This window comes from Cupriavidus sp. FW305-26, assembly GCF_058787975.1.
The window spans coordinates 64721-82228 of record NZ_JBYTAH010000026.1 but is presented as its reverse complement, the minus strand read 5'-3'; the positions used below and the strand labels follow the sequence as shown (position 1 = coordinate 82228).

General features: G+C 68.1%; 15 protein-coding genes. 10 read left to right on the top strand and 5 right to left on the bottom strand.

Features of this window, described 5'->3' with window-relative positions; genetic code table 11:
• Window positions 1–212, bottom strand: a 212-nt coding sequence (locus AC3WQZ_RS16290; RefSeq protein WP_492300876.1) for an NAD-dependent epimerase/dehydratase family protein, incomplete at its 3' end; no start/stop codon positions are given.
• Window positions 164–1915, bottom strand: a complete 1752-nt coding sequence (locus AC3WQZ_RS16285) for a glycosyltransferase family 39 protein (RefSeq protein ID WP_492300874.1) — start codon at window positions 1913–1915, stop codon at window positions 164–166. The genes AC3WQZ_RS16290 and AC3WQZ_RS16285, both read right to left, overlap by 49 nt.
• A 216-nt stretch (window positions 1916–2131) precedes the next feature.
• Here AC3WQZ_RS16285 and AC3WQZ_RS16280 point away from each other — a divergent pair, with 216 nt between their 5' ends.
• Both AC3WQZ_RS16280 and AC3WQZ_RS16275 read left to right on the top strand, forming a co-directional pair.
• Window positions 2132–2803, top strand: a complete 672-nt coding sequence (locus AC3WQZ_RS16280) for a response regulator (protein ID WP_492293103.1) — start codon at window positions 2132–2134, stop codon at window positions 2801–2803.
• Complete coding sequence (locus AC3WQZ_RS16275; protein WP_010810142.1) at window positions 2800–4155, top strand: ATP-binding protein; 1356 nt, start codon at window positions 2800–2802, stop codon at window positions 4153–4155. The genes AC3WQZ_RS16280 and AC3WQZ_RS16275 overlap by 4 nt, the downstream gene beginning before the upstream one ends.
• Window positions 4156–4212: 57 nt before the next feature.
• On the opposite strand, the gene AC3WQZ_RS16270 is transcribed toward AC3WQZ_RS16275, so the two are convergent.
• Entirely contained in the window at window positions 4213–6567 is a 2355-nt protein-coding gene (locus tag AC3WQZ_RS16270; protein WP_010810141.1) for a Tex family protein, read from the bottom strand.
• A 169-nt stretch (window positions 6568–6736) separates the two neighbouring features.
• On the opposite strand from AC3WQZ_RS16270, the gene AC3WQZ_RS16265 reads away from it, so the two are divergent.
• From AC3WQZ_RS16265 to yoaA, 3 genes are all read left to right on the top strand, one after another.
• Complete coding sequence (locus AC3WQZ_RS16265; protein WP_010810140.1) at window positions 6737–7528, top strand: hypothetical protein; 792 nt, start codon at window positions 6737–6739, stop codon at window positions 7526–7528.
• Between the two features lie 34 nt (window positions 7529–7562).
• The gene (locus tag AC3WQZ_RS16260) at window positions 7563–7766 is read left to right on the top strand and encodes a DUF465 domain-containing protein (protein ID WP_010810139.1); all 204 of its coding nucleotides are present in this window, start codon (window positions 7563–7565) and stop codon (window positions 7764–7766) included.
• Between the two features lie 71 nt (window positions 7767–7837).
• Window positions 7838–9973 carry a DNA repair helicase YoaA gene (gene yoaA / locus AC3WQZ_RS16255; protein WP_058697294.1) on the top strand — a complete coding sequence of 712 codons (2136 nt, stop codon included), beginning with the start codon at window positions 7838–7840 and terminating at the stop codon, window positions 9971–9973.
• Between the two features lie 79 nt (window positions 9974–10052).
• On the opposite strand, the gene AC3WQZ_RS16250 is transcribed toward yoaA, so the two are convergent.
• A complete protein-coding gene (locus tag AC3WQZ_RS16250) occupies window positions 10053–10883 on the bottom strand; it encodes an outer membrane protein assembly factor BamD (protein ID WP_011615082.1) in 831 nt (276 codons plus the stop codon).
• 17 nt (window positions 10884–10900) lie between these two features.
• On the opposite strand from AC3WQZ_RS16250, the gene AC3WQZ_RS16245 reads away from it, so the two are divergent.
• The gene (locus AC3WQZ_RS16245; RefSeq protein ID WP_058697293.1) at window positions 10901–12157 is read left to right on the top strand and encodes an RluA family pseudouridine synthase; all 1257 of its coding nucleotides are present in this window, start codon (window positions 10901–10903) and stop codon (window positions 12155–12157) included.
• Window positions 12141–12938, top strand: coding sequence for a peptidoglycan editing factor PgeF (gene pgeF / locus AC3WQZ_RS16240; RefSeq protein ID WP_041687280.1), 798 nt, complete (start codon window positions 12141–12143; stop codon window positions 12936–12938). Before AC3WQZ_RS16245 ends, pgeF begins: the two co-directional genes overlap by 17 nt.
• Before the next feature lie 13 nt (window positions 12939–12951).
• Here pgeF and AC3WQZ_RS16235 read toward each other — a convergent pair whose 3' ends face one another.
• A complete protein-coding gene (locus AC3WQZ_RS16235; RefSeq protein WP_010810134.1) occupies window positions 12952–13155 on the bottom strand; it encodes a hypothetical protein in 204 nt (67 codons plus the stop codon).
• 447 nt (window positions 13156–13602) lie between these two features.
• On the opposite strand from AC3WQZ_RS16235, the gene phaC reads away from it, so the two are divergent.
• The 3 genes from phaC to AC3WQZ_RS16220 all read left to right on the top strand — a co-directional run bounded on the left by phaC (window position 13603) and on the right by AC3WQZ_RS16220 (window position 17453).
• Window positions 13603–15372 carry a class I poly(R)-hydroxyalkanoic acid synthase gene (phaC, locus tag AC3WQZ_RS16230; RefSeq protein ID WP_492300872.1) on the top strand — a complete coding sequence of 590 codons (1770 nt, stop codon included), beginning with the start codon at window positions 13603–13605 and terminating at the stop codon, window positions 15370–15372.
• Between the two features lie 84 nt (window positions 15373–15456).
• Window positions 15457–16638 (top strand): acetyl-CoA C-acetyltransferase, encoded by a 1182-nt coding sequence (locus AC3WQZ_RS16225; protein ID WP_010810132.1) that lies wholly within the window; start codon window positions 15457–15459, stop codon window positions 16636–16638.
• 74 nt (window positions 16639–16712) lie between these two features.
• Window positions 16713–17453, top strand: coding sequence for a 3-ketoacyl-ACP reductase (locus AC3WQZ_RS16220; RefSeq protein WP_010810131.1), 741 nt, complete (start codon window positions 16713–16715; stop codon window positions 17451–17453).
• Window positions 17454–17508 lie beyond the last annotated feature (55 nt).

Sequence of the window (17508 nt, the reverse complement as noted above, 5' to 3'; positions counted from 1 at the left end):
CGGTCCGACGACATGTCCATGCCGTAGACCTCCCACGGCGTGGTTTCCAGGATGCGGCGCGTCAGGTGATGGCCGATAAAGCCGTTGACGCCGAGGATCAGTACTTTCTTGCCTTGCATTGGATTTGACGAATGGCAGGGGAAATCGGGAGGCGCCGGCGCGGCTAGCGCGCGCCGGCGAGGGGGAAGTTGGCGACGGCCACGCGCCGCCAGTCGCGCGCGACGACATGCATCGGCACGCGCGCGCTCAGTTCAGAGAATGCCTGCGGCGAGAGCAGCGCGATGGCACGCGGGCCATGCTGCCAGGCATCGACGAAGGCATCGAGGGTCGGCAGCCACTTCTGCGGCTCCTGTCCGGCGCCGAACGCGAGCTCGTCGGCCTGCGCCACCATGGTGAGCGGATGGCGCAGGTAGAAGGGCAGGGTATGGTCGAGCATGCCGACGCCGTAGAGCGGCATGCCGGGGCGCAGCACGCGTTCGATCGGCGCCACCATGTCGATGCCCGAGGCGGAGCGGCCGATCGCTTCATGGCCCAGCAATGCCGTGGAGAACGCCAGCAGCATGCCGAATGCATAGGCCGTGATGCTGGCCAGGCGGCCATGCCGCCGCAGCAGCCACAGCCCGATGGCGGCGCTGATAATCACCAGCGCGAATGCCAGCGCCACCCATGCGGCATACGCGCGGTACAGCGCGTTGGGGGTGTTGTTGGAATCCAGCGTGGCCACGACCGGGCTTGCCAGCAGGCCGATCGCGCCCACCGCCAGCATGGCGCACAGCTGCCTGCGCCACGGTTGGTCACCGGTCCGCGCCAGCGCTGCGCCCGCCAGGATCGCCAGTGCGGGAAACAGCGGCAGGATGTAGCCGGGCAGCTTCGAGCCCGACAGGCTGAAGAACACGAAGATCGACACCGCCCACAGCCCTGCCATCAGCGCAGGCTGGAACGGCCTGGACCCACCCGCGGCAACCACGCCGGCACGCTGCCCGACCGCGCGGACCATGCCGGGAACCAGCCCGAGCCACGGCAGGAAGCCGCCCACCAGCAGCGGCACGAAGTACCACGGCGCACCCTTGCGCGCATGCACGGTCGAGGTGTAGCGCTGCCAGTGCTCGTGGATAAAGAAAAAGCGCAGGAATTCCGGATTGCGCCGCGCCACCAGCCAGTACCAAGGCATCGCCACCAGCAGCATCAGGGCGATGCCGGCCGGCGCATGCAGGCGGCGCCACCGTGCGAGGTCGCGCGTCACGCAGGTGTACACCACCAGCACCAGTCCCGGCAGCGCCAGCCCGACCAGCCCCTTGGTCAGCACCGCCACGCCCATGGCCGCCCAGCACGCCAGCATCCAGCGGCGGCGTGCCGGCGCCGTGGCGTGCGGATGCTGGGCCAGCAGCATGCACGCGAGCACGCAGGCCATGCTGCCGGACAGCGTCATGTCCAGCGTATTGAAGTGCGCGGCGAGGTTCCACATGGGCGCGCTTGCCAGCACCAGTCCGGCCAGCAAGCCCGCACGCGCGCCGAACCAGCGCGCGGCGGCCAGCATCGATATTCCCAGCCCGGCGATGCCGGCCAGCGCCACGCACAGCCGCGCCTGCCAGTCGCCGATGCCGAACAGCGCGTACGACACCGCCGTGGCCCACATATGGAACGGCGGCTTCTCGAAGTACTTCAGCCCGTTGTAGCGGATCGTGACCCAGTCGCCCGTGCTCAGCATCTCGCGGGCGATCTCGGCATAGCGGCCCTCGTCGGGCCCGAGCAGGTGGCGCACGCCCAGCGTGCCGAACCAAAGCAGCGCGAACGCCAGCACCACCAGCCCGAGCGTCACCGCGGGCACGCCCGCCAGCCGCGTGGCATGCCACGGCGCGGCGGGCCGGGCGCTGATGAGCCCAGGCTCGGCGGCGAGGCGGTCGGAACGGTGCATGATGCGCAAACGGCTCGGCGTGAAAGGGAAGGGTGGGTGGTGGCGCGCGTGGCGGCGTGCAGGCGCTCGGCGGCAAGGCCATGTCCACGCTGGCGGCCCGCGCCGCGTTGAACAGCGGGGCGCCAGCAAAATGAGCGCAGGATAGTTCGCGAACCTTAATGGCACATTAAGGCGGGGCGCGCACAATACCGTGATACGTCCGGGTCACCCGAGAAAATGAGAATCCTTATTGTTGAAGACGACCCGATGCTGGGTGACGGGCTGCGGCGCGGCCTGCAGCTGCTCGACTATGCGGTCGACTGGTTCAGCACCGGCACCGAAGCCGACCATGCGCTCGGCGTGGTCCACTACGATGCCGTGGTGCTGGACCTGGGCCTGCCAGGGGAAGACGGCATGTCGCTGCTCGCGCGCTGGCGTGGGCGCGGCAGCCGCATCCCGGTGATCGTGCTGACCGCGCGCGATGCGATCGACAGCCGCATCGGCGGCCTTGACGCCGGTGCCGACGACTACCTGGTCAAGCCGATCGCGCTCGATGAGCTGGCGGCCCGGCTGCGTGCCGTGACCCGCCGCGCCGCGGGCCTGTCGTCTCCAGTGTGGAAGCACGGCGCGCTGGAATTCCATCCGGCCGCGCGCCAGGCGTACTGGCAGGGCAAGCCCCTGGAGCTGACCAGCCGCGAAGCCATGCTGCTGGAGCTGCTGCTGGCGCACCCCAACCGGCTGCTGACGCGCGACTTCCTGCGCGACAAGCTCTATGACTGGCAGGGCGGCGTTGAAAGCAACGCGCTGGAAGTCCATATCCACCACCTGCGCCGCAAGATCCATCCGAAGATCGTGCGCACCTTCCGCGGCGCCGGCTACACGCTGGGCGCGGCCGAGGATTGCACATGACGTTGCAGCGCCGGCTCATCCTTGCGGTGCTGATCGCCGCGCCGGTGGTGTGGCTGCTGACCATCGGCATGACCTACGTGCGCGCCCGGCACGAGATCAATGAACTCTATGACACCGACATGGTGCGCATGGCGCTGCAGATGCATTCGGTGGTGCCGCTGGTGGATGTCGCCGCGGCGCCGTCGCGCACCCGGCTGCCAGAGCTGGTCGAGGGCGACCAGGGCGATGCGGGCCTGGGCGATCTCGCCATCGCCGCCTGGCTGCCGGACGGCAAGCCCTTGCATATCGATCCCGAGGGCGACCTGCTGCCGCGTGCGCCAGGAGTGAAGGGCTTTACCGACGTCACCATCGACAAGCAGTCCTGGCGGCTTTACTACCTCGATGATCCCGACACGGGCTGGCGCGTCTGCGTGGGCCAGCAACTGGCCGAGCGCAATGAGCTGATCCTGTCCTATATCGCCGCGCAGGTGCTGCCGTGGGCCGCAGGCCTGCCGGTGCTGATCGGCCTGTTGATCTGGTTCATGCGGCGCGCGATGGCGCCGGTGCGCGCGTTGTCGACCGATATTGAAGGCCGCGCCCCCCAAGACCGCCGGCCGCTCAGCCTGCAGGCAGTGCCGGGCGAACTGGTGCCGCTGGTGCACGCCATGAACCGCCTGCTGGCGCGCGTGTCGGATTCGATCGAGCATGAACGGCGCCTCACCGCCGATGCTGCCCATGAGATGCGCACGCCGTTGGCCGCGCTGAAGGCGCAGTGGGAAATCGCCGAGCGTTCGGCCGATGACGCCGAGCGCGCGCAGGCACGCGCCAACGTGGCCACCGGCATCGACCGCATCAGCCGGCTGGTGTCGCAGCTGCTGACGCTGAGCCGGCTGGAAGATGCTGCCGGCCTGCCGTCACGCCAGCCGGTCAACTGGATCCCGGTGGCGCAGCAGGCGCTGTCGGACTGCCTGGCTCTGGCGCAGCGGAAGCAGGTCGACGTCGAGCTGGAGTGGCCCCCGGAAGGGCAGGCGCCATTGCCGGTGGCGGGTGACGCCAACCTGCTGTCGCTGCTGCTGCGCAACCTGCTCGACAACGCCATCCGCTACAGCCCGCCGGGCGCGCTGGTGACCATCGATTTCCGGCCCGACAGCGTCACGGTGCTCGACCAGGGCCCGGGCGTCGCGCCTGACGTGCTGGCGCGGCTGGGCGATCGCTTCTTCCGTGGCGGATCGGGGCAGCGCGAGCAGGGCCACGGCCTCGGCATTTCGATCGCGCAGCGCGTGGCGCGGCTGCATGGGCTGGAGATTGCGTTCGCCAACCGCACCGATGGCGCCGGCAAGGGCCTGGCCGTTCGGATCGCGCACGGCGGCTGAAAACGACGACGCCCCGCACGGTCGCCCGTGCGGGGCGTCATGCCATCGGCTTGCGGGCTAGCGCTTGAGCTTGGCGAAGGCCGCGGCCATGGCGCCGGCCGGTTCCGCCTCGCGGCGGCCGCCGTTGAAGCCCTTGCCGCCGCCGTTGCGTTGGCCGCCGCGGTCACCACGGTCGCCGCCGGCACGCGCCGCGGCCTGGCCTGGCTCGTCGTCCAGGCGCATCGACAGGCCGATGCGGTTGCGCTTGACGTCGACCTCCATCACCTTGACCTTGACGATCTGGCCGGCCTTGACCACCTCATGCGCGTCCTTGACGAACTTGCTGGACAGTGCCGAGATGTGGACCAGGCCGTCCTGGTGCACGCCGATATCGACAAAGGCGCCGAAGGCCGCCACGTTGGTGACCACGCCTTCCAGCACCATGCCGGGCTGCAGGTCCTTCACGTCTTCCACGCCTTCCTGGAAGGTTGCGGTCTTGAACTCGGGGCGCGGATCGCGGCCCGGCTTTTCCAGCTCGGACAGGATGTCGCGCACGGTCGGCAGGCCGAAGGAGTCGTCGGTGAACTGCGTCGGCGACAGGCCGCGCAGCGCGTCGCGGTTGCCCATCACGTCGCGCAGGCCCTTCTTGACGTGTTCCAGGATGCGCTGCACCACCGGATACGCTTCCGGGTGCACCGAGGAGCGGTCCAGCGGATTGTCGCCGTCGTTGATGCGCAGGAAGCCGGCGGCCTGCTCGAAGGTCTTGTCGCCCAGGCGCGGCACCTTTTTCAGCGCATCGCGGTTGGGGAAGGCGCCATTGGCGTCGCGGAACTCGACGATATTGCGCGCCAGCACCGTGTTCAGGCCCGACACGCGCGCCAGCAGCGGCGCCGAGGCGGTGTTGACGTCCACGCCCACGGCGTTGACGCAGTCTTCGACCACGGCGTCCAGCGCCCGCGCCAGCTCGCGCTGGTTGACGTCATGCTGGTACTGGCCCACGCCGATCGACTTGGGATCGATCTTGACCAGTTCGGCCAGCGGATCCTGCAGCCGGCGGGCAATCGACACCGCGCCGCGCAACGACACATCCAGGTCCGGGAATTCCTTGGCGGCCAGTTCCGACGCCGAATACACCGAAGCGCCGGCCTCGCTGACCACAATCTTGGTCAGCTTCAGCTCGGGCATCTGCTTCATCAGGTCCTGCACCAGCTTGTCGGTTTCGCGGCTGGCGGTGCCGTTGCCGATCGACACCAGCGCCACATTGTGCTGCGTTGCCAGGCGCGCCAGCGTGGCGAGCGAGCCGTTCCAGTCGCGGCGCGGCTCGTGCGGGTAGATGGTGGCGGTGTCCAGCAGCTTGCCGGTGCTGTCCACCACGGCGATCTTGCAGCCGGTGCGGATGCCCGGGTCGACGCCCATCACCGACTTGGGCCCGGCCGGCGCGGCCAGCAGCAGCTCATGCAGGTTGCGGCCGAACACCTTGATGGCTTCGTTCTCCGCGGTTTCGCGCAGCTGTGTCAGCAGTTCGGTTTCCAGGTGGGGCTGCACCTTGACGCGCCAGCACCAGCGGCATACGTCGCCCAGCCACTTGTCGGCCGGGCGGCCCAACTGCTGGATGCCGACATGGCGCGCGATCATGCCTTCGCACGGGTGCGGCACCATCGCGTCCTGTTCCTCGCCCAGGCCCAGCTTGACCATCAGCACGCCCGCGTTGCGGCCGCGGAACAGCGCCAGCGCGCGGTGCGACGGCACCGTGCGGATGGTCTCGCTGTAGGCGTAGTAGTCGCGGAACTTCTCTTCCTCGGCGGTTTCCTTGCCTTCCATCACGGTGGAGGACACCACGCCGTTGGTCCACAGGTGCTCGCGCAGCTTGCCCAGCAGTTCCGCAGTCTCGCCGAACTGCTCGGACAGGATGTCGCGCGCGCCGTCCAGCGCGGCCTTGACGTCAGGCACGCCGCCGTCGGCGGTCGGGTTGCCGTTGACGTACCTGGCGGCCTCGGCCTGCGGATCCAGCGTGGGATCGGCCAGCAGTGCCAGCGCCAGCGGCTCCAGCCCGCATTCGCGCGCGATCTGGGCGCGGGTGCGGCGCTTGGGCTTGTAGGGAAGGTAGAGGTCTTCGAGCGCCTGCTTGGTTTCGGCGGCCTCGATGGCGGCCTGCAGCTCGGGCGTCAGCTTGCCTTGCTCCTGGATCGACGCGAGGATGGCAGCGCGGCGGTCTTCCATGTCGCGCAGGTACAGCAGGCGCTCTTCCAGGTTGCGCAGCTGCGTGTCATCGAGGTTGCCGGTCACTTCCTTGCGGTAGCGGGCGATGAAGGGCACGGTGGCGCCTTCGTCGAGCAGCGCCACGGCCGCGGCCACCTGGCGGGGCTGCACGGACAGTTCAGCCGCGATGAGCGAGACGATCTTTTGCGAGACGGATGCGGGCAGGTTGGACATCGGAGAGCGCGGCGAGAAACGCAGTCAGTCGAAAGCGGGGCATTTTGCCACAAGCGCGCAAGGGATTCGCCAGGGCGCGCAGCGGGTGCGGGGCGGGCGGCGTCCCGCGCACGTCCGCAACGGCCCGGCAGGGCAGGCCGGTGCCCGGCCCGGATGCTAGAATCCGGTCATGACCGTCAAGTCCCGCCCGGCCGCCGCCAAGGCCACCATCCTGGCCATGCCAACCTTCGCCAACGTGCCTGAAACTTCCCTGTTCCGCTTCGGCCGCCTGGCTGCACTGGCCGTGGCTGCATGCGCCGTGCTGATGCCGCTGCGCGAGGCGCGCGCCCAGACTTCCGCGCCCGCGGCGCCACCCGCCGCCAACGGCCAGCGCGACTTTGCCGCCGAACGCAAGGCCGTCGAGGATTCGCGGGCCTGGACCAACTACCGCTTTGCCGCCGCCGAGCGCGAGTGCTACGGCAAGTTCTTTGTCAACCACTGCATCAACAGCGCCAAGGAAGTCCAGCGCGAGGAGCTGCAGGTGCTGCGCAAGCGCGAACTGGAGGTAGGCGAGGCCGAACGCGCCTACCGCGCCGCCGAGCGCGACCGCGAACAGGCGCTGCGCCGCGCCGAGTTCGAGGCCAGCCAGCCGAAGCGCTCGGCCAGCGAGCAGTCCAGCCGCGATGCCTTCCAGAAGAAGCAGCAGGAACAGCAGCTGCGCGAGGCGCAGCGCCAGGGCGAGGCGCCGCAGCGTGCCGCCAATGCGCAGGCGTACGAAAAGAAGCAGTCTGACTTCGACGCCCGCATGCAGGAGGCCCAGCAGAAGGGCGCCGAGCAGGCCCGCCAGCGGCAGGAGAATGTCAAGGCATACGAGGCCAAGCAGCGCGATCTCGAACGGCGCCAGAAGGAGCTGGAAGAGCGCCGCGCCAAGGCGAAGGAGCAACAGGGGCAGGCATCGGCGCCGCGCCCGTTCGGCTTTTGAGGTCCGGCACCGTGACTGCGCAGCGGAGGCATAGATGGACAGCAACCTGAATACCCTGGAGCGGCGCATCATGGAGTTGCAGATCGAGCACCGCGACCTGGATTTCCTGATCGACCGCCTTGCCAACGATGCCGTCCATGACGAACTGCAGCTGCGCCGGCTGAAGAAGCGCCGCCTCAAGCTGAAGGACGCCATCACGCTGCTGCAGCTGCAGCTCGAACCCGACGTGCCGGCCTGAGTGCATTCGCGCCAGGCTTGCCGATCGCCGCCGGCGCTGTCCGGCGGCCCATACAACATTCTCCCCCTGCCTTGTCCGATCTTCCAGATTCTCCTGAGCCGTCCGAAGCCGTCAGCCTGACCGACGCCGGGTCGCCCGCGCCTGCCGCGCCCGCCGACGACGGCGCCAGCCGCGGCGCGGAACTGGCCACCATCTTTGCCGATACCGGCACGCTGGCCCAGGCGATTCCCGGCTACCGGCCGCGCGCCTCGCAGCACAAGATGGCCGAGGCCGTCGCCGACGCGATCGTGCAGAACGATTCCGTCATCGTCGAAGCGGGCACCGGCACCGGCAAGACCTACGCCTACCTGGTGCCGGCGATGCTGTGGGGCGGCAAGGTGATCCTGTCGACCGGCACCAAGAACCTGCAGGACCAGCTCTTCCTGCGCGACATCCCCACGGTGCGCCATGCGCTGAACGTGCCGGTCTCGGTGGCGCTGCTCAAGGGCCGCGCCAACTACGTCTGCCACTACCACCTGGAACGCGCGCAGGCCAACGGCCGCCTGGCGTCGCGCCAGGATGCGGCGTGGCTGCGCGACATCGGCCGCTTCATCAAGGAAACCTCCACCGGCGACAAGGCCGAGCTGGCGTCCGTTCCCGAGAACGCGCCGGTATGGCAGCTGGTGACCTCCACGCGCGACAACTGCCTGGGATCGGAATGCCCGCATTACAAGGAATGCTTTGTGATGCGCGCGCGCAAGGAAGCGCAGCAGGCCGACGTGGTGGTGGTCAACCATCACCTGTTCTTTGCCGACGTGGTGCTGCGCGACACCGGCATGGCGGAACTGCTGCCGGCCGCCAACACCGTGATCTTCGACGAAGCCCACCAGCTGCCCGAGACCGCCACGCTGTTCTTCGGCGAGACGCTGTCCACCAGCCAGCTGCTGGAAATCGCCCGCGATACCGTGGCCGAAGGCCTGTCGCACGCGCGCGATGCGGTGGACTGGGTTGCGCTGGCCGCGCCGCTGGAGCGCGCCGCGCGCGACCTGCGCCTGGCCTTCAGCAAGGACAATGCGCGGCTGGCGCTGGGCCAGATCGAGGCCGACCGCCGTATCGCCGAGCCTTTCAACGAAACGCTCGATGCGCTGGACGAAGCCCTGTCAGACTTCGTCGAGATGCTCGAAAGCCAGGCCGAGCGTGCCGAATCGCTGCAGCAATGCCACCGCCGCGCGCTGGAGCTGGCCAACAAGCTGGCCGCGTGGCGCGCCGATGCCGCGCCCGCGCCGGCACCGCAGCCGACCGAGGGCGACGGCGAAGCCGCGCCGGCGCTGCCTGCCGGCCCTGAAACCGTGCGCTGGGTCGAGGTGTTCTCGCATACTGTGCAGCTGCACCGCACGCCGCTGTCGATCGCGCCGATCTTCACGCGCCAGCGCGACGGCCAGCCGCGCGCCTGGGTTTTCACCTCGGCGACGCTGTCGGTGAAGGGGAATTTCACCCACTACGCGGCGCAGCTGGGGCTCGACAAGGACCGCTCGCTGACGCTGCCCAGCCCGTTCGATTACGCGAAGCAGGGGCTGCTCTACGTGCCGCGCGATATGCCGCAGCCGCAGTCGCCGCAGTTCACCGACGCGGTGGTGCAGGCGGCATTGCCGCTGATCGAGGCCGCCGGCGGACGCACCTTCCTGCTGTGCACCACGCTGCGCGCCGTGCAGCGTGCCTCGGACCTGCTTTATGACGCGTTTGCCGAGCGCGGCCTGAACCTGCCGCTGCTGGTGCAGGGCCAGGCCAGCCGCACCGAATTGCTGGACCGCTTCCGCGAGCTGGGCAACGCGGTGCTGGTCGGAAGCCAGAGCTTCTGGGAGGGCGTGGATGTGCGCGGCGAGGCGCTGTCGCTGGTGATCATCGACAAGCTGCCGTTCGCGCCGCCCGACGACCCGGTGCTGGCCGCGCGCATGGAAGTGCTGCAGAAGAAGGGCCTGAGCCCGTTTGCCGTGCACCAGCTGCCGCATGCGGTGATCACGCTCAAGCAGGGGGCGGGGCGGCTGATCCGCTCGGAATCGGACCGCGGCGTGCTGGCGATCTTCGATACGCGGCTGGTCGAGAAGCCCTATGGCCGTCAGATCTGGCAAAGCCTGCCGCCGTTCACGCGCACGCGTGAGGCGGCGACGGTGGTGCGGTTCCTGGAGTCGCTGCGCGGTCCTGGCAAGGAGGCCGCGGCAGCGGACTGATCGCACAGGTGCCGGAAAAAGAAAAACGGGACGTATCGGAGGATACGTCCCGTTTTTTATGGCCTCTGGCCAGCCGGCGTCAGAACACTTCCCACCAGGACTTGTCCTTGCGGCGCGCGCCGTACTTGATGAAATCGCTGTCCGGGAAATTGCGCTCCATCACGCGTGCGGTGTCGTCGCGCAGGTCCTTCATTCCCATCGCGTCATATGAACGGACCATGATGTACAGCGCTTCTTCGTTGGCCGGAGCGCCGTCATAGTCCTTCAGCGCCTGCTGGGCGCGGTTGACGGCGGCGAGGTATGCGCCGCGCCGGTAGTAGTAGCGCGCGGCGTGCACTTCATGCTGGGCCAGCGAGTTGACGATGTACTGCATGCGCAGCGTGGCGTCGGGGGTGTACTTGCTTTCCGGGTAGCGCGTGATCAGCGTATTGAACGCGTCATAGGCGGCGCGCGCGGCCTTGGGGTCGCGCTCGCTCAGGTCCTGGCCCGAGAAGCGGCCCAGCCAGCCCAGGTTGTCGTTGAAGTTGATCAGGCCCTTGAGGTAGTAGGCGTAATCGATATTGGGATGGTTCGGGTGCAGCTGGATGAAGCGGTCCACCGCGGCCAGGGCTGCTGCTGTTTCACCATCCTTGTAGTTGGCGTAGGCGGTATCGATCTGGGCCTGCTGTGCATAGCGCCCAAACGGATAGCGGCCTTCGAGCTTTTCATACAGCTTGACGGCACGCGTGTAGTCGCCGCCATCCAGCGCATCCTTGGCTTCCGAATATAATTTGTTGGCCGACCAGCCTGCGGTCTCGTCGGGTTGGTCCGCCAGCAGGCCGCATGCAGACAGCATGACGCAGCCGCCTGCGAGCAGAACCGCTCCAATTGTCGTGCGCCAGCGCGCGCGTTTCATGCTCTGCAATTGCATGGGCAATCGTATCCCGGATGAAGAAAAATAGCGTCAAGCATTATAGCCCAAGCCCCCAGCCCAACCCCGAAGCAGGAGCTGGCGTGGGAGGACTTCCACCAGAACGGGTGCGCGCAGCCGCGTCCGTGGCCGATTTCGAGGCCCATCCAGAGGAATTTGAAGACCTTGCCGAGGTGCCGCCCGGCGGCGCGCCGGCTGCCGAGCCGGCCGTGACCCTGTCGCTGGAGGTGGACAGCGCCTCGCATGGCGAGCGGCTCGATAAATTGCTCGCGCGTCACTTCAGCGAGTTTTCACGCAGCCGCCTGCAGCAGTGGATCGAAAGCGGCGCGGTGCGTGTCGACGGCCACGTGCGCCGTCCGCGCGACGCCGTGCAGATGGGCAACCGCATCGAAATCCAGCCGCAGGCCGCACCGGAATCGTCCGCTTTCTCGCCCGAGGACGTGCCGCTGGACGTGGTCTATGAAGACGACACCCTGCTGGTGATCAACAAGCCCGCCGGGCTGGTGGTGCATCCGGCTGCCGGTAACTGGAGCGGCACCGTGCTCAACGGGTTGCTGCACCGCGACCCCGGCGCAGCGTTGCTGCCGCGCGCGGGCATCGTGCACCGGCTCGACAAGGAAACCTCCGGCCTGATGGTGGTGGCGCGCTCGCTGACCGCGCAGACCGACCTGGTGCGCCAGCTGCAGGCGCGCACGGTCAAGCGCACCTATATCGCGCTGGTGTGGGGCCGCACCTATGACGAGGGCACCATCGACGCGCCCATCGGCCGCGACCCGCGCGAGCGCACGCGCATGGCGGTCGTGCATACCGCCAGCGGCAAGCCGTCGCGCACGCATTTCCGCACGCTGGCCACGGTGCCGCTGGGGCGGGGCTTCGTGTCGATGGTGATGTGCAAGCTGGAGACCGGCCGCACGCACCAGATCCGCGTGCATTTCGAGTCGATCGGCCACCCGCTGGTGGGCGACCCGGCCTACTTCCGCGCCACGCAGCGCGGGCAGCGCCCGGCGGTCCGCGCACCGCTGCCGGTGCCGTATGAGCGCCAGGCGCTGCATGCGTACCAGCTCGGCCTGGTGCATCCGGCCACCGGCAAGCGCATGTCGTGGACCGCGCAGCCGCCGCAAGACCTGCAGGCGCTGATCGATGCGCTGGATTTTGAAAGCGCGCAGGCCGACGAGGAAGAAGAAGGCTGGGACGAAGTCTGGGAAGGCGGCGAGGCCCACTGGGAATACGCTGGTGATGACGAGGACGACGATGACGATGAGCGCAGCGCCTGATCGCGCCTGGCTGGTCCCTGACTGGCCCGCGCCGGCGCGTGTGCGCGCGTTGTCAACCACGCGCCAGGGCGGTGTCAGCAAGGGCCCGTACGGGCTTGCCGGCGGCGCCCCCGGCGGCCTGAACCTGGGCACCCACGTTGGCGACGACGCCGCCGACGTGGCGCGCAACCGCGCGCGGCTGGCCGCCTGCCTGCCGTCGATGCCGCAATGGCTGGAGCAGGTGCATGGCTGCGCGGTCGCCACGGTCGACCATGTGGCGGCCCCGGGCGCGCCCGTGCCCCAGGCCGACGCGAGCCTGGCGGTGGTACCCGGCCAAGTCTGCGCCGTGATGACGGCGGATTGCCTGCCGGTGCTGCTATGCGATGCGCAGGGGACGGTGGTGGGCGCCGCGCATGCGGGCTGGCGCGGCCTGTGCAGCGGCGTGATCGAAGCCACGCTGTCACGGATGCAGGCCGCTGCCGGTGCCGCGCGCTGGCTGGCATGGCTGGGCCCGGCCATCGGCCCCGATGCGTTCGAGGTGGGTGCCGAAGTGCGCGATGCCTTCCTGGCCCAGGCACGCGCCGATGAACAGGTCGCGGTTGCCGCAGCCTTCCGCCCTGGTGCCCCGGGCAAGTACCTTGCCGACATCTATGCGCTGGCGCGCACGCGCCTGGCGCGCGCCGGCTGTACCGAGGTCTACGGCGGCGACGCCTGCACCGTGGCCGACGCCGGTCGCTTCTACTCCTATCGGCGCGATGGCGTGACCGGCCGCATGGCCAGCCTGGTCTGGCTGGCGGACTGAGCCCGCCGCTGCCTCACTCGTCCTTGCCCCTGGCCGCCTGCGCGCGCTCGGCTTCAGCCTTGCGTCGGCGGCGGCCGGGCGTGCCCATGATGTAGAGCACCAGCGCCACCGGCGCCATGCCATACATCAGGAAGGTGGCAACGCCTGCCACCACGTTGTGCTCGGTGATCGCCATCATCAGCGCCACGTAGAGCCAGCCAATGGCCACGATGTACATCAAAAATTCATCCTTCTCGCCTATGCTCTGGGGCCTCGGCAGATGCGAGCGCTGCATACCGTCCGGTAGGTCGGGAAGCGTGCAGTGCCGAGGCGGATTCCCGCATTGACAGCGCGTGCGTTGCAAGGCAACAATGGACTCAAATGTCTCGGAATCGCTGACGATTCCCAGGTTTCTCCGGCAAGGATAGCGCATGGCGTCTCCATGCGAGGATGTCGCGCTTGCCGGATAAAAGGGGAGCCGCTATCGGAATGGACGCAAGCCGCGGCCGCAGCAGGTGCGGTCGAGGGCTTCCAGCCAGTTCCAGGGCAGATGTGCCGGCAGACCCTCCCGCTTTGGGGGAGGCGCAAGCCGGGTCCATTCGGATAGCATCTCCCCATGCAAAGTGCCGGCCAGGGCAATGCCCGGAGCCGGTTCGAATAGTGACGGCAGAGAGACAATCAAATCATGGCGACCGGCAAAGGCGCGGCAGCTTCCACGCAGGAAGGCAAGTCCCAACCATTCAAGTTCACGCCGGGGCCATTCGATCCAGCCACATGGCTGGAATGGTCCCGCCAGTGGCAGGGCACTGAAGGCAACGGCCACGCGGCCGCGTCCGGCATTCCGGGCCTGGATGCGCTGGCAGGCGTCAAGATCGCGCCGGCGCAGCTGGGTGATATCCAGCAGCGCTACATGAAGGACTTCTCAGCGCTGTGGCAGGCCATGGCCGAGGGCAAGGCCGAGGCCACCGGTCCGCTGCACGACCGGCGCTTCGCCGGCGACGCATGGCGCACCAACCTCCCATATCGCTTCGCTGCCGCGTTCTACCTGCTCAATGCGCGCGCCTTGACCGAGCTGGCCGATGCCGTCGAGGCCGATGCCAAGACGCGCCAGCGCATCCGCTTCGCGATCTCGCAATGGGTCGATGCGATGTCGCCCGCCAACTTCCTTGCCACCAATCCCGAGGCGCAGCGCCTGCTGATCGAGTCGGGCGGCGAATCGCTGCGTGCCGGCGTGCGCAACATGATGGAAGACCTGACACGCGGCAAGATCTCGCAGACCGACGAGAGCGCGTTTGAGGTCGGCCGCAATGTCGCGGTGACCGAAGGCGCCGTGGTCTTCGAGAACGAGTACTTCCAGCTGTTGCAGTACAAGCCGCTGACCGACAAGGTGCACGCGCGCCCGCTGCTGATGGTGCCGCCGTGCATCAACAAGTACTACATCCTGGACCTGCAGCCGGAGAGCTCGCTGGTGCGCCATGTGGTGGAGCAGGGACATACGGTGTTTCTGGTGTCGTGGCGCAATCCGGACGCCAGCATGGCCGGCAGCACCTGGGACGACTACATCGAGCACGCGGCCATCCGCGCCATCGAAGTCGCGCGCGACATCAGCGGCCAGGACAAGATCAACGTGCTCGGCTTCTGCGTGGGCGGCACCATTGTCTCGACCGCGCTGGCGGTGCTGGCCGCGCGCGGCCAGCACCCGGCCGCCAGCGTCACGCTGCTGACCACGCTGCTGGACTTTGCCGACACCGGCATCCTCGACGTCTTTGTCGACGAGGGCCATGTGCAGTTGCGCGAGGCCACGCTGGGCGGCGCCGCCGGCGCGCCGTGCGCGCTGCTGCGCGGCCTTGAGCTGGCCAATACCTTCTCGTTCCTGCGCCCGAACGACCTGGTGTGGAACTACGTGGTCGACAACTACCTGAAGGGCAACACGCCGGTGCCGTTCGACCTGCTGTTCTGGAACGGCGACGCCACCAACCTGCCGGGGCCGTGGTACTGCTGGTACCTGCGCCACACCTACCTGCAGAACGAGCTCAAGGTACCGGGCAAGCTGACCGTGTGCGACGTGCCGGTGGACCTGGCCAGCATCGACGTGCCGACCTACATCTACGGCTCGCGCGAAGACCATATCGTGCCGTGGACCGCGGCCTATGCCTCGACCGCGCTGCTGGCGAACAAGCTGCGCTTCGTGCTGGGTGCGTCGGGCCATATCGCCGGTGTGATCAACCCGCCGGCCAAGAACAAGCGCAGCCACTGGACTAACGATGCGCTGCCGGAGTCGCCGCAGCAATGGCTGGCCGGCGCCATCGAGCATCACGGCAGCTGGTGGCCGGACTGGACCGCATGGCTGGCCGGGCAGGCCGGCGCGAAACGCGCCGCGCCCGCCAACTATGGCAATGCGCGCTATCGCGCAATCGAACCCGCGCCTGGGCGATACGTCAAAGCCAAGGCATGACGCTTGCATGAGTGCCGGCGTGCGTCATGCACGGCGCCGGCAGGCCTGCAGGTTCCCTCCCGTTTCCATTGAAAGGACTACACAATGACTGACGTTGTCATCGTATCCGCCGCCCGCACCGCGGTCGGCAAGTTTGGCGGCTCGCTGGCCAAGATCCCGGCACCGGAACTGGGTGCCGTGGTCATCAAGGCCGCGCTGGAGCGCGCCGGCGTCAAGCCGGAGCAGGTGAGCGAAGTCATCATGGGCCAGGTGCTGACCGCCGGTTCGGGCCAGAACCCCGCACGCCAGGCCGCGATCAAGGCCGGCCTGCCGGCGATGGTGCCGGCCATGACCATCAACAAGGTGTGCGGCTCGGGCCTGAAGGCCGTGATGCTGGCCGCCAACGCGATCATGGCGGGCGACGCCGAGATCGTGGTGGCCGGCGGCCAGGAAAACATGAGCGCCGCCCCGCACGTGCTGCCGGGCTCGCGCGACGGTTTCCGCATGGGCGATGCCAAGCTGGTCGACACCATGATCGTCGACGGCCTGTGGGACGTGTACAACCAGTACCACATGGGCATCACCGCCGAGAACGTGGCCAAGGAATACGGCATCACACGCGAGGCGCAGGATGAGTTCGCCGTCGGCTCGCAGAACAAGGCCGAAGCCGCGCAGAAGGCCGGCAAGTTTGACGAAGAGATCGTCCCGGTGCTGATCCCGCAGCGCAAGGGCGACCCGGTGGCCTTCAAGACCGACGAGTTCGTGCGCCAGGGCGCCACGCTGGACAGCATGTCCGGCCTCAAGCCCGCCTTCGACAAGGCCGGCACGGTGACCGCGGCCAACGCCTCGGGCCTGAACGACGGCGCCGCCGCGGTGGTGGTGATGTCGGCGGCCAAGGCCAAGGAACTGGGCCTGACCCCGCTGGCCACGATCAAGAGCTATGCCAACGCCGGTGTCGATCCCAAGGTGATGGGCATGGGCCCGGTGCCGGCCTCCAAGCGCGCCCTGTCGCGCGCCGAGTGGACCCCGCAAGACCTGGACCTGATGGAGATCAACGAGGCCTTTGCCGCGCAGGCGCTGGCGGTGCACCAGCAGATGGGCTGGGACACCTCCAAGGTCAATGTGAACGGCGGCGCCATCGCCATCGGCCACCCGATCGGCGCGTCGGGCTGCCGTATCCTGGTGACGCTGCTGCACGAGATGAAGCGCCGTGACGCGAAGAAGGGCCTGGCCTCGCTGTGCATCGGCGGCGGCATGGGCGTGGCGCTGGCAGTCGAGCGCAAATAAGGAAGGGGTTTTCCGGGGCCGCGCGCGGTTGGCGCGGACCCGGCGACGATAACGAAGCCAATCAAGGAGTGGACATGACTCAGCGCATTGCGTATGTGACCGGCGGCATGGGTGGTATCGGAACCGCCATTTGCCAGCGGCTGGCCAAGGATGGCTTTCGTGTGGTGGCCGGTTGCGGCCCCAACTCGCCGCGCCGCGAAAAGTGGCTGGAGCAGCAGAAGGCCCTGGGCTTCGATTTCATTGCCTCGGAAGGCAATGTGGCTGACTGGGACTCGACCAAGACCGCATTCGACAAGGTCAAGTCCGAGGTCGGCGAGGTTGATGTGCTGATCAACAACGCCGGTATCACCCGCGACGTGGTGTTCCGCAAGATGACCCGCGCCGACTGGGATGCGGTGATCGACACCAACCTGACCTCGCTGTTCAACGTCACCAAGCAGGTGATCGACGGCATGGCCGACCGTGGCTGGGGCCGCATCGTCAACATCTCGTCGGTGAACGGGCAGAAGGGCCAGTTTGGCCAGACCAACTACTCCACCGCCAAGGCCGGCCTGCATGGCTTCACCATGGCGCTGGCGCAGGAAGTGGCGACCAAGGGCGTGACCGTCAACACGGTTTCTCCGGGCTATATCGCCACCGACATGGTCAAGGCGATCCGCCAGGACGTGCTCGACAAGATCGTCGCGACGATCCCGGTCAAGCGCCTGGGCCTGCCGGAAGAGATCGCCTCGATCTGCGCCTGGTTGTCGTCGGAGGAGTCCGGTTTCTCGACCGGCGCCGACTTCTCGCTCAACGGCGGCCTGCATATGGGCTGACCTGCCGGCCTGGTTCAACCAGTCGGCAGCCGGCGCTGGGGCCCGCGGATTTAGG

Coding starts and splice junctions, on each gene's coding strand:
- AC3WQZ_RS16285 (WP_492300874.1), bottom strand. CDS start 1,915: ATGCACCGTTCCGACCGCCTCGCCGCCGAGCCTGGGCTCATCAGCGCC.
- AC3WQZ_RS16280 (WP_492293103.1), top strand. CDS start 2,132: ATGAGAATCCTTATTGTTGAAGACGACCCGATGCTGGGTGACGGGCTG.
- AC3WQZ_RS16220 (WP_010810131.1), top strand. CDS start 16,713: ATGACTCAGCGCATTGCGTATGTGACCGGCGGCATGGGTGGTATCGGA.
- AC3WQZ_RS16235 (WP_010810134.1), bottom strand. CDS start 13,155: ATGTACATCGTGGCCATTGGCTGGCTCTACGTGGCGCTGATGATGGCG.
- phaC (WP_492300872.1), top strand. CDS start 13,603: ATGGCGACCGGCAAAGGCGCGGCAGCTTCCACGCAGGAAGGCAAGTCC.
- AC3WQZ_RS16245 (WP_058697293.1), top strand. CDS start 10,901: ATGAAGAAAAATAGCGTCAAGCATTATAGCCCAAGCCCCCAGCCCAAC.
- pgeF (WP_041687280.1), top strand. CDS start 12,141: ATGAGCGCAGCGCCTGATCGCGCCTGGCTGGTCCCTGACTGGCCCGCG.
- AC3WQZ_RS16270 (WP_010810141.1), bottom strand. CDS start 6,567: ATGTCCAACCTGCCCGCATCCGTCTCGCAAAAGATCGTCTCGCTCATC.
- AC3WQZ_RS16275 (WP_010810142.1), top strand. CDS start 2,800: ATGACGTTGCAGCGCCGGCTCATCCTTGCGGTGCTGATCGCCGCGCCG.
- AC3WQZ_RS16250 (WP_011615082.1), bottom strand. CDS start 10,883: ATGCAATTGCAGAGCATGAAACGCGCGCGCTGGCGCACGACAATTGGA.
- AC3WQZ_RS16265 (WP_010810140.1), top strand. CDS start 6,737: ATGACCGTCAAGTCCCGCCCGGCCGCCGCCAAGGCCACCATCCTGGCC.
- AC3WQZ_RS16260 (WP_010810139.1), top strand. CDS start 7,563: ATGGACAGCAACCTGAATACCCTGGAGCGGCGCATCATGGAGTTGCAG.
- AC3WQZ_RS16225 (WP_010810132.1), top strand. CDS start 15,457: ATGACTGACGTTGTCATCGTATCCGCCGCCCGCACCGCGGTCGGCAAG.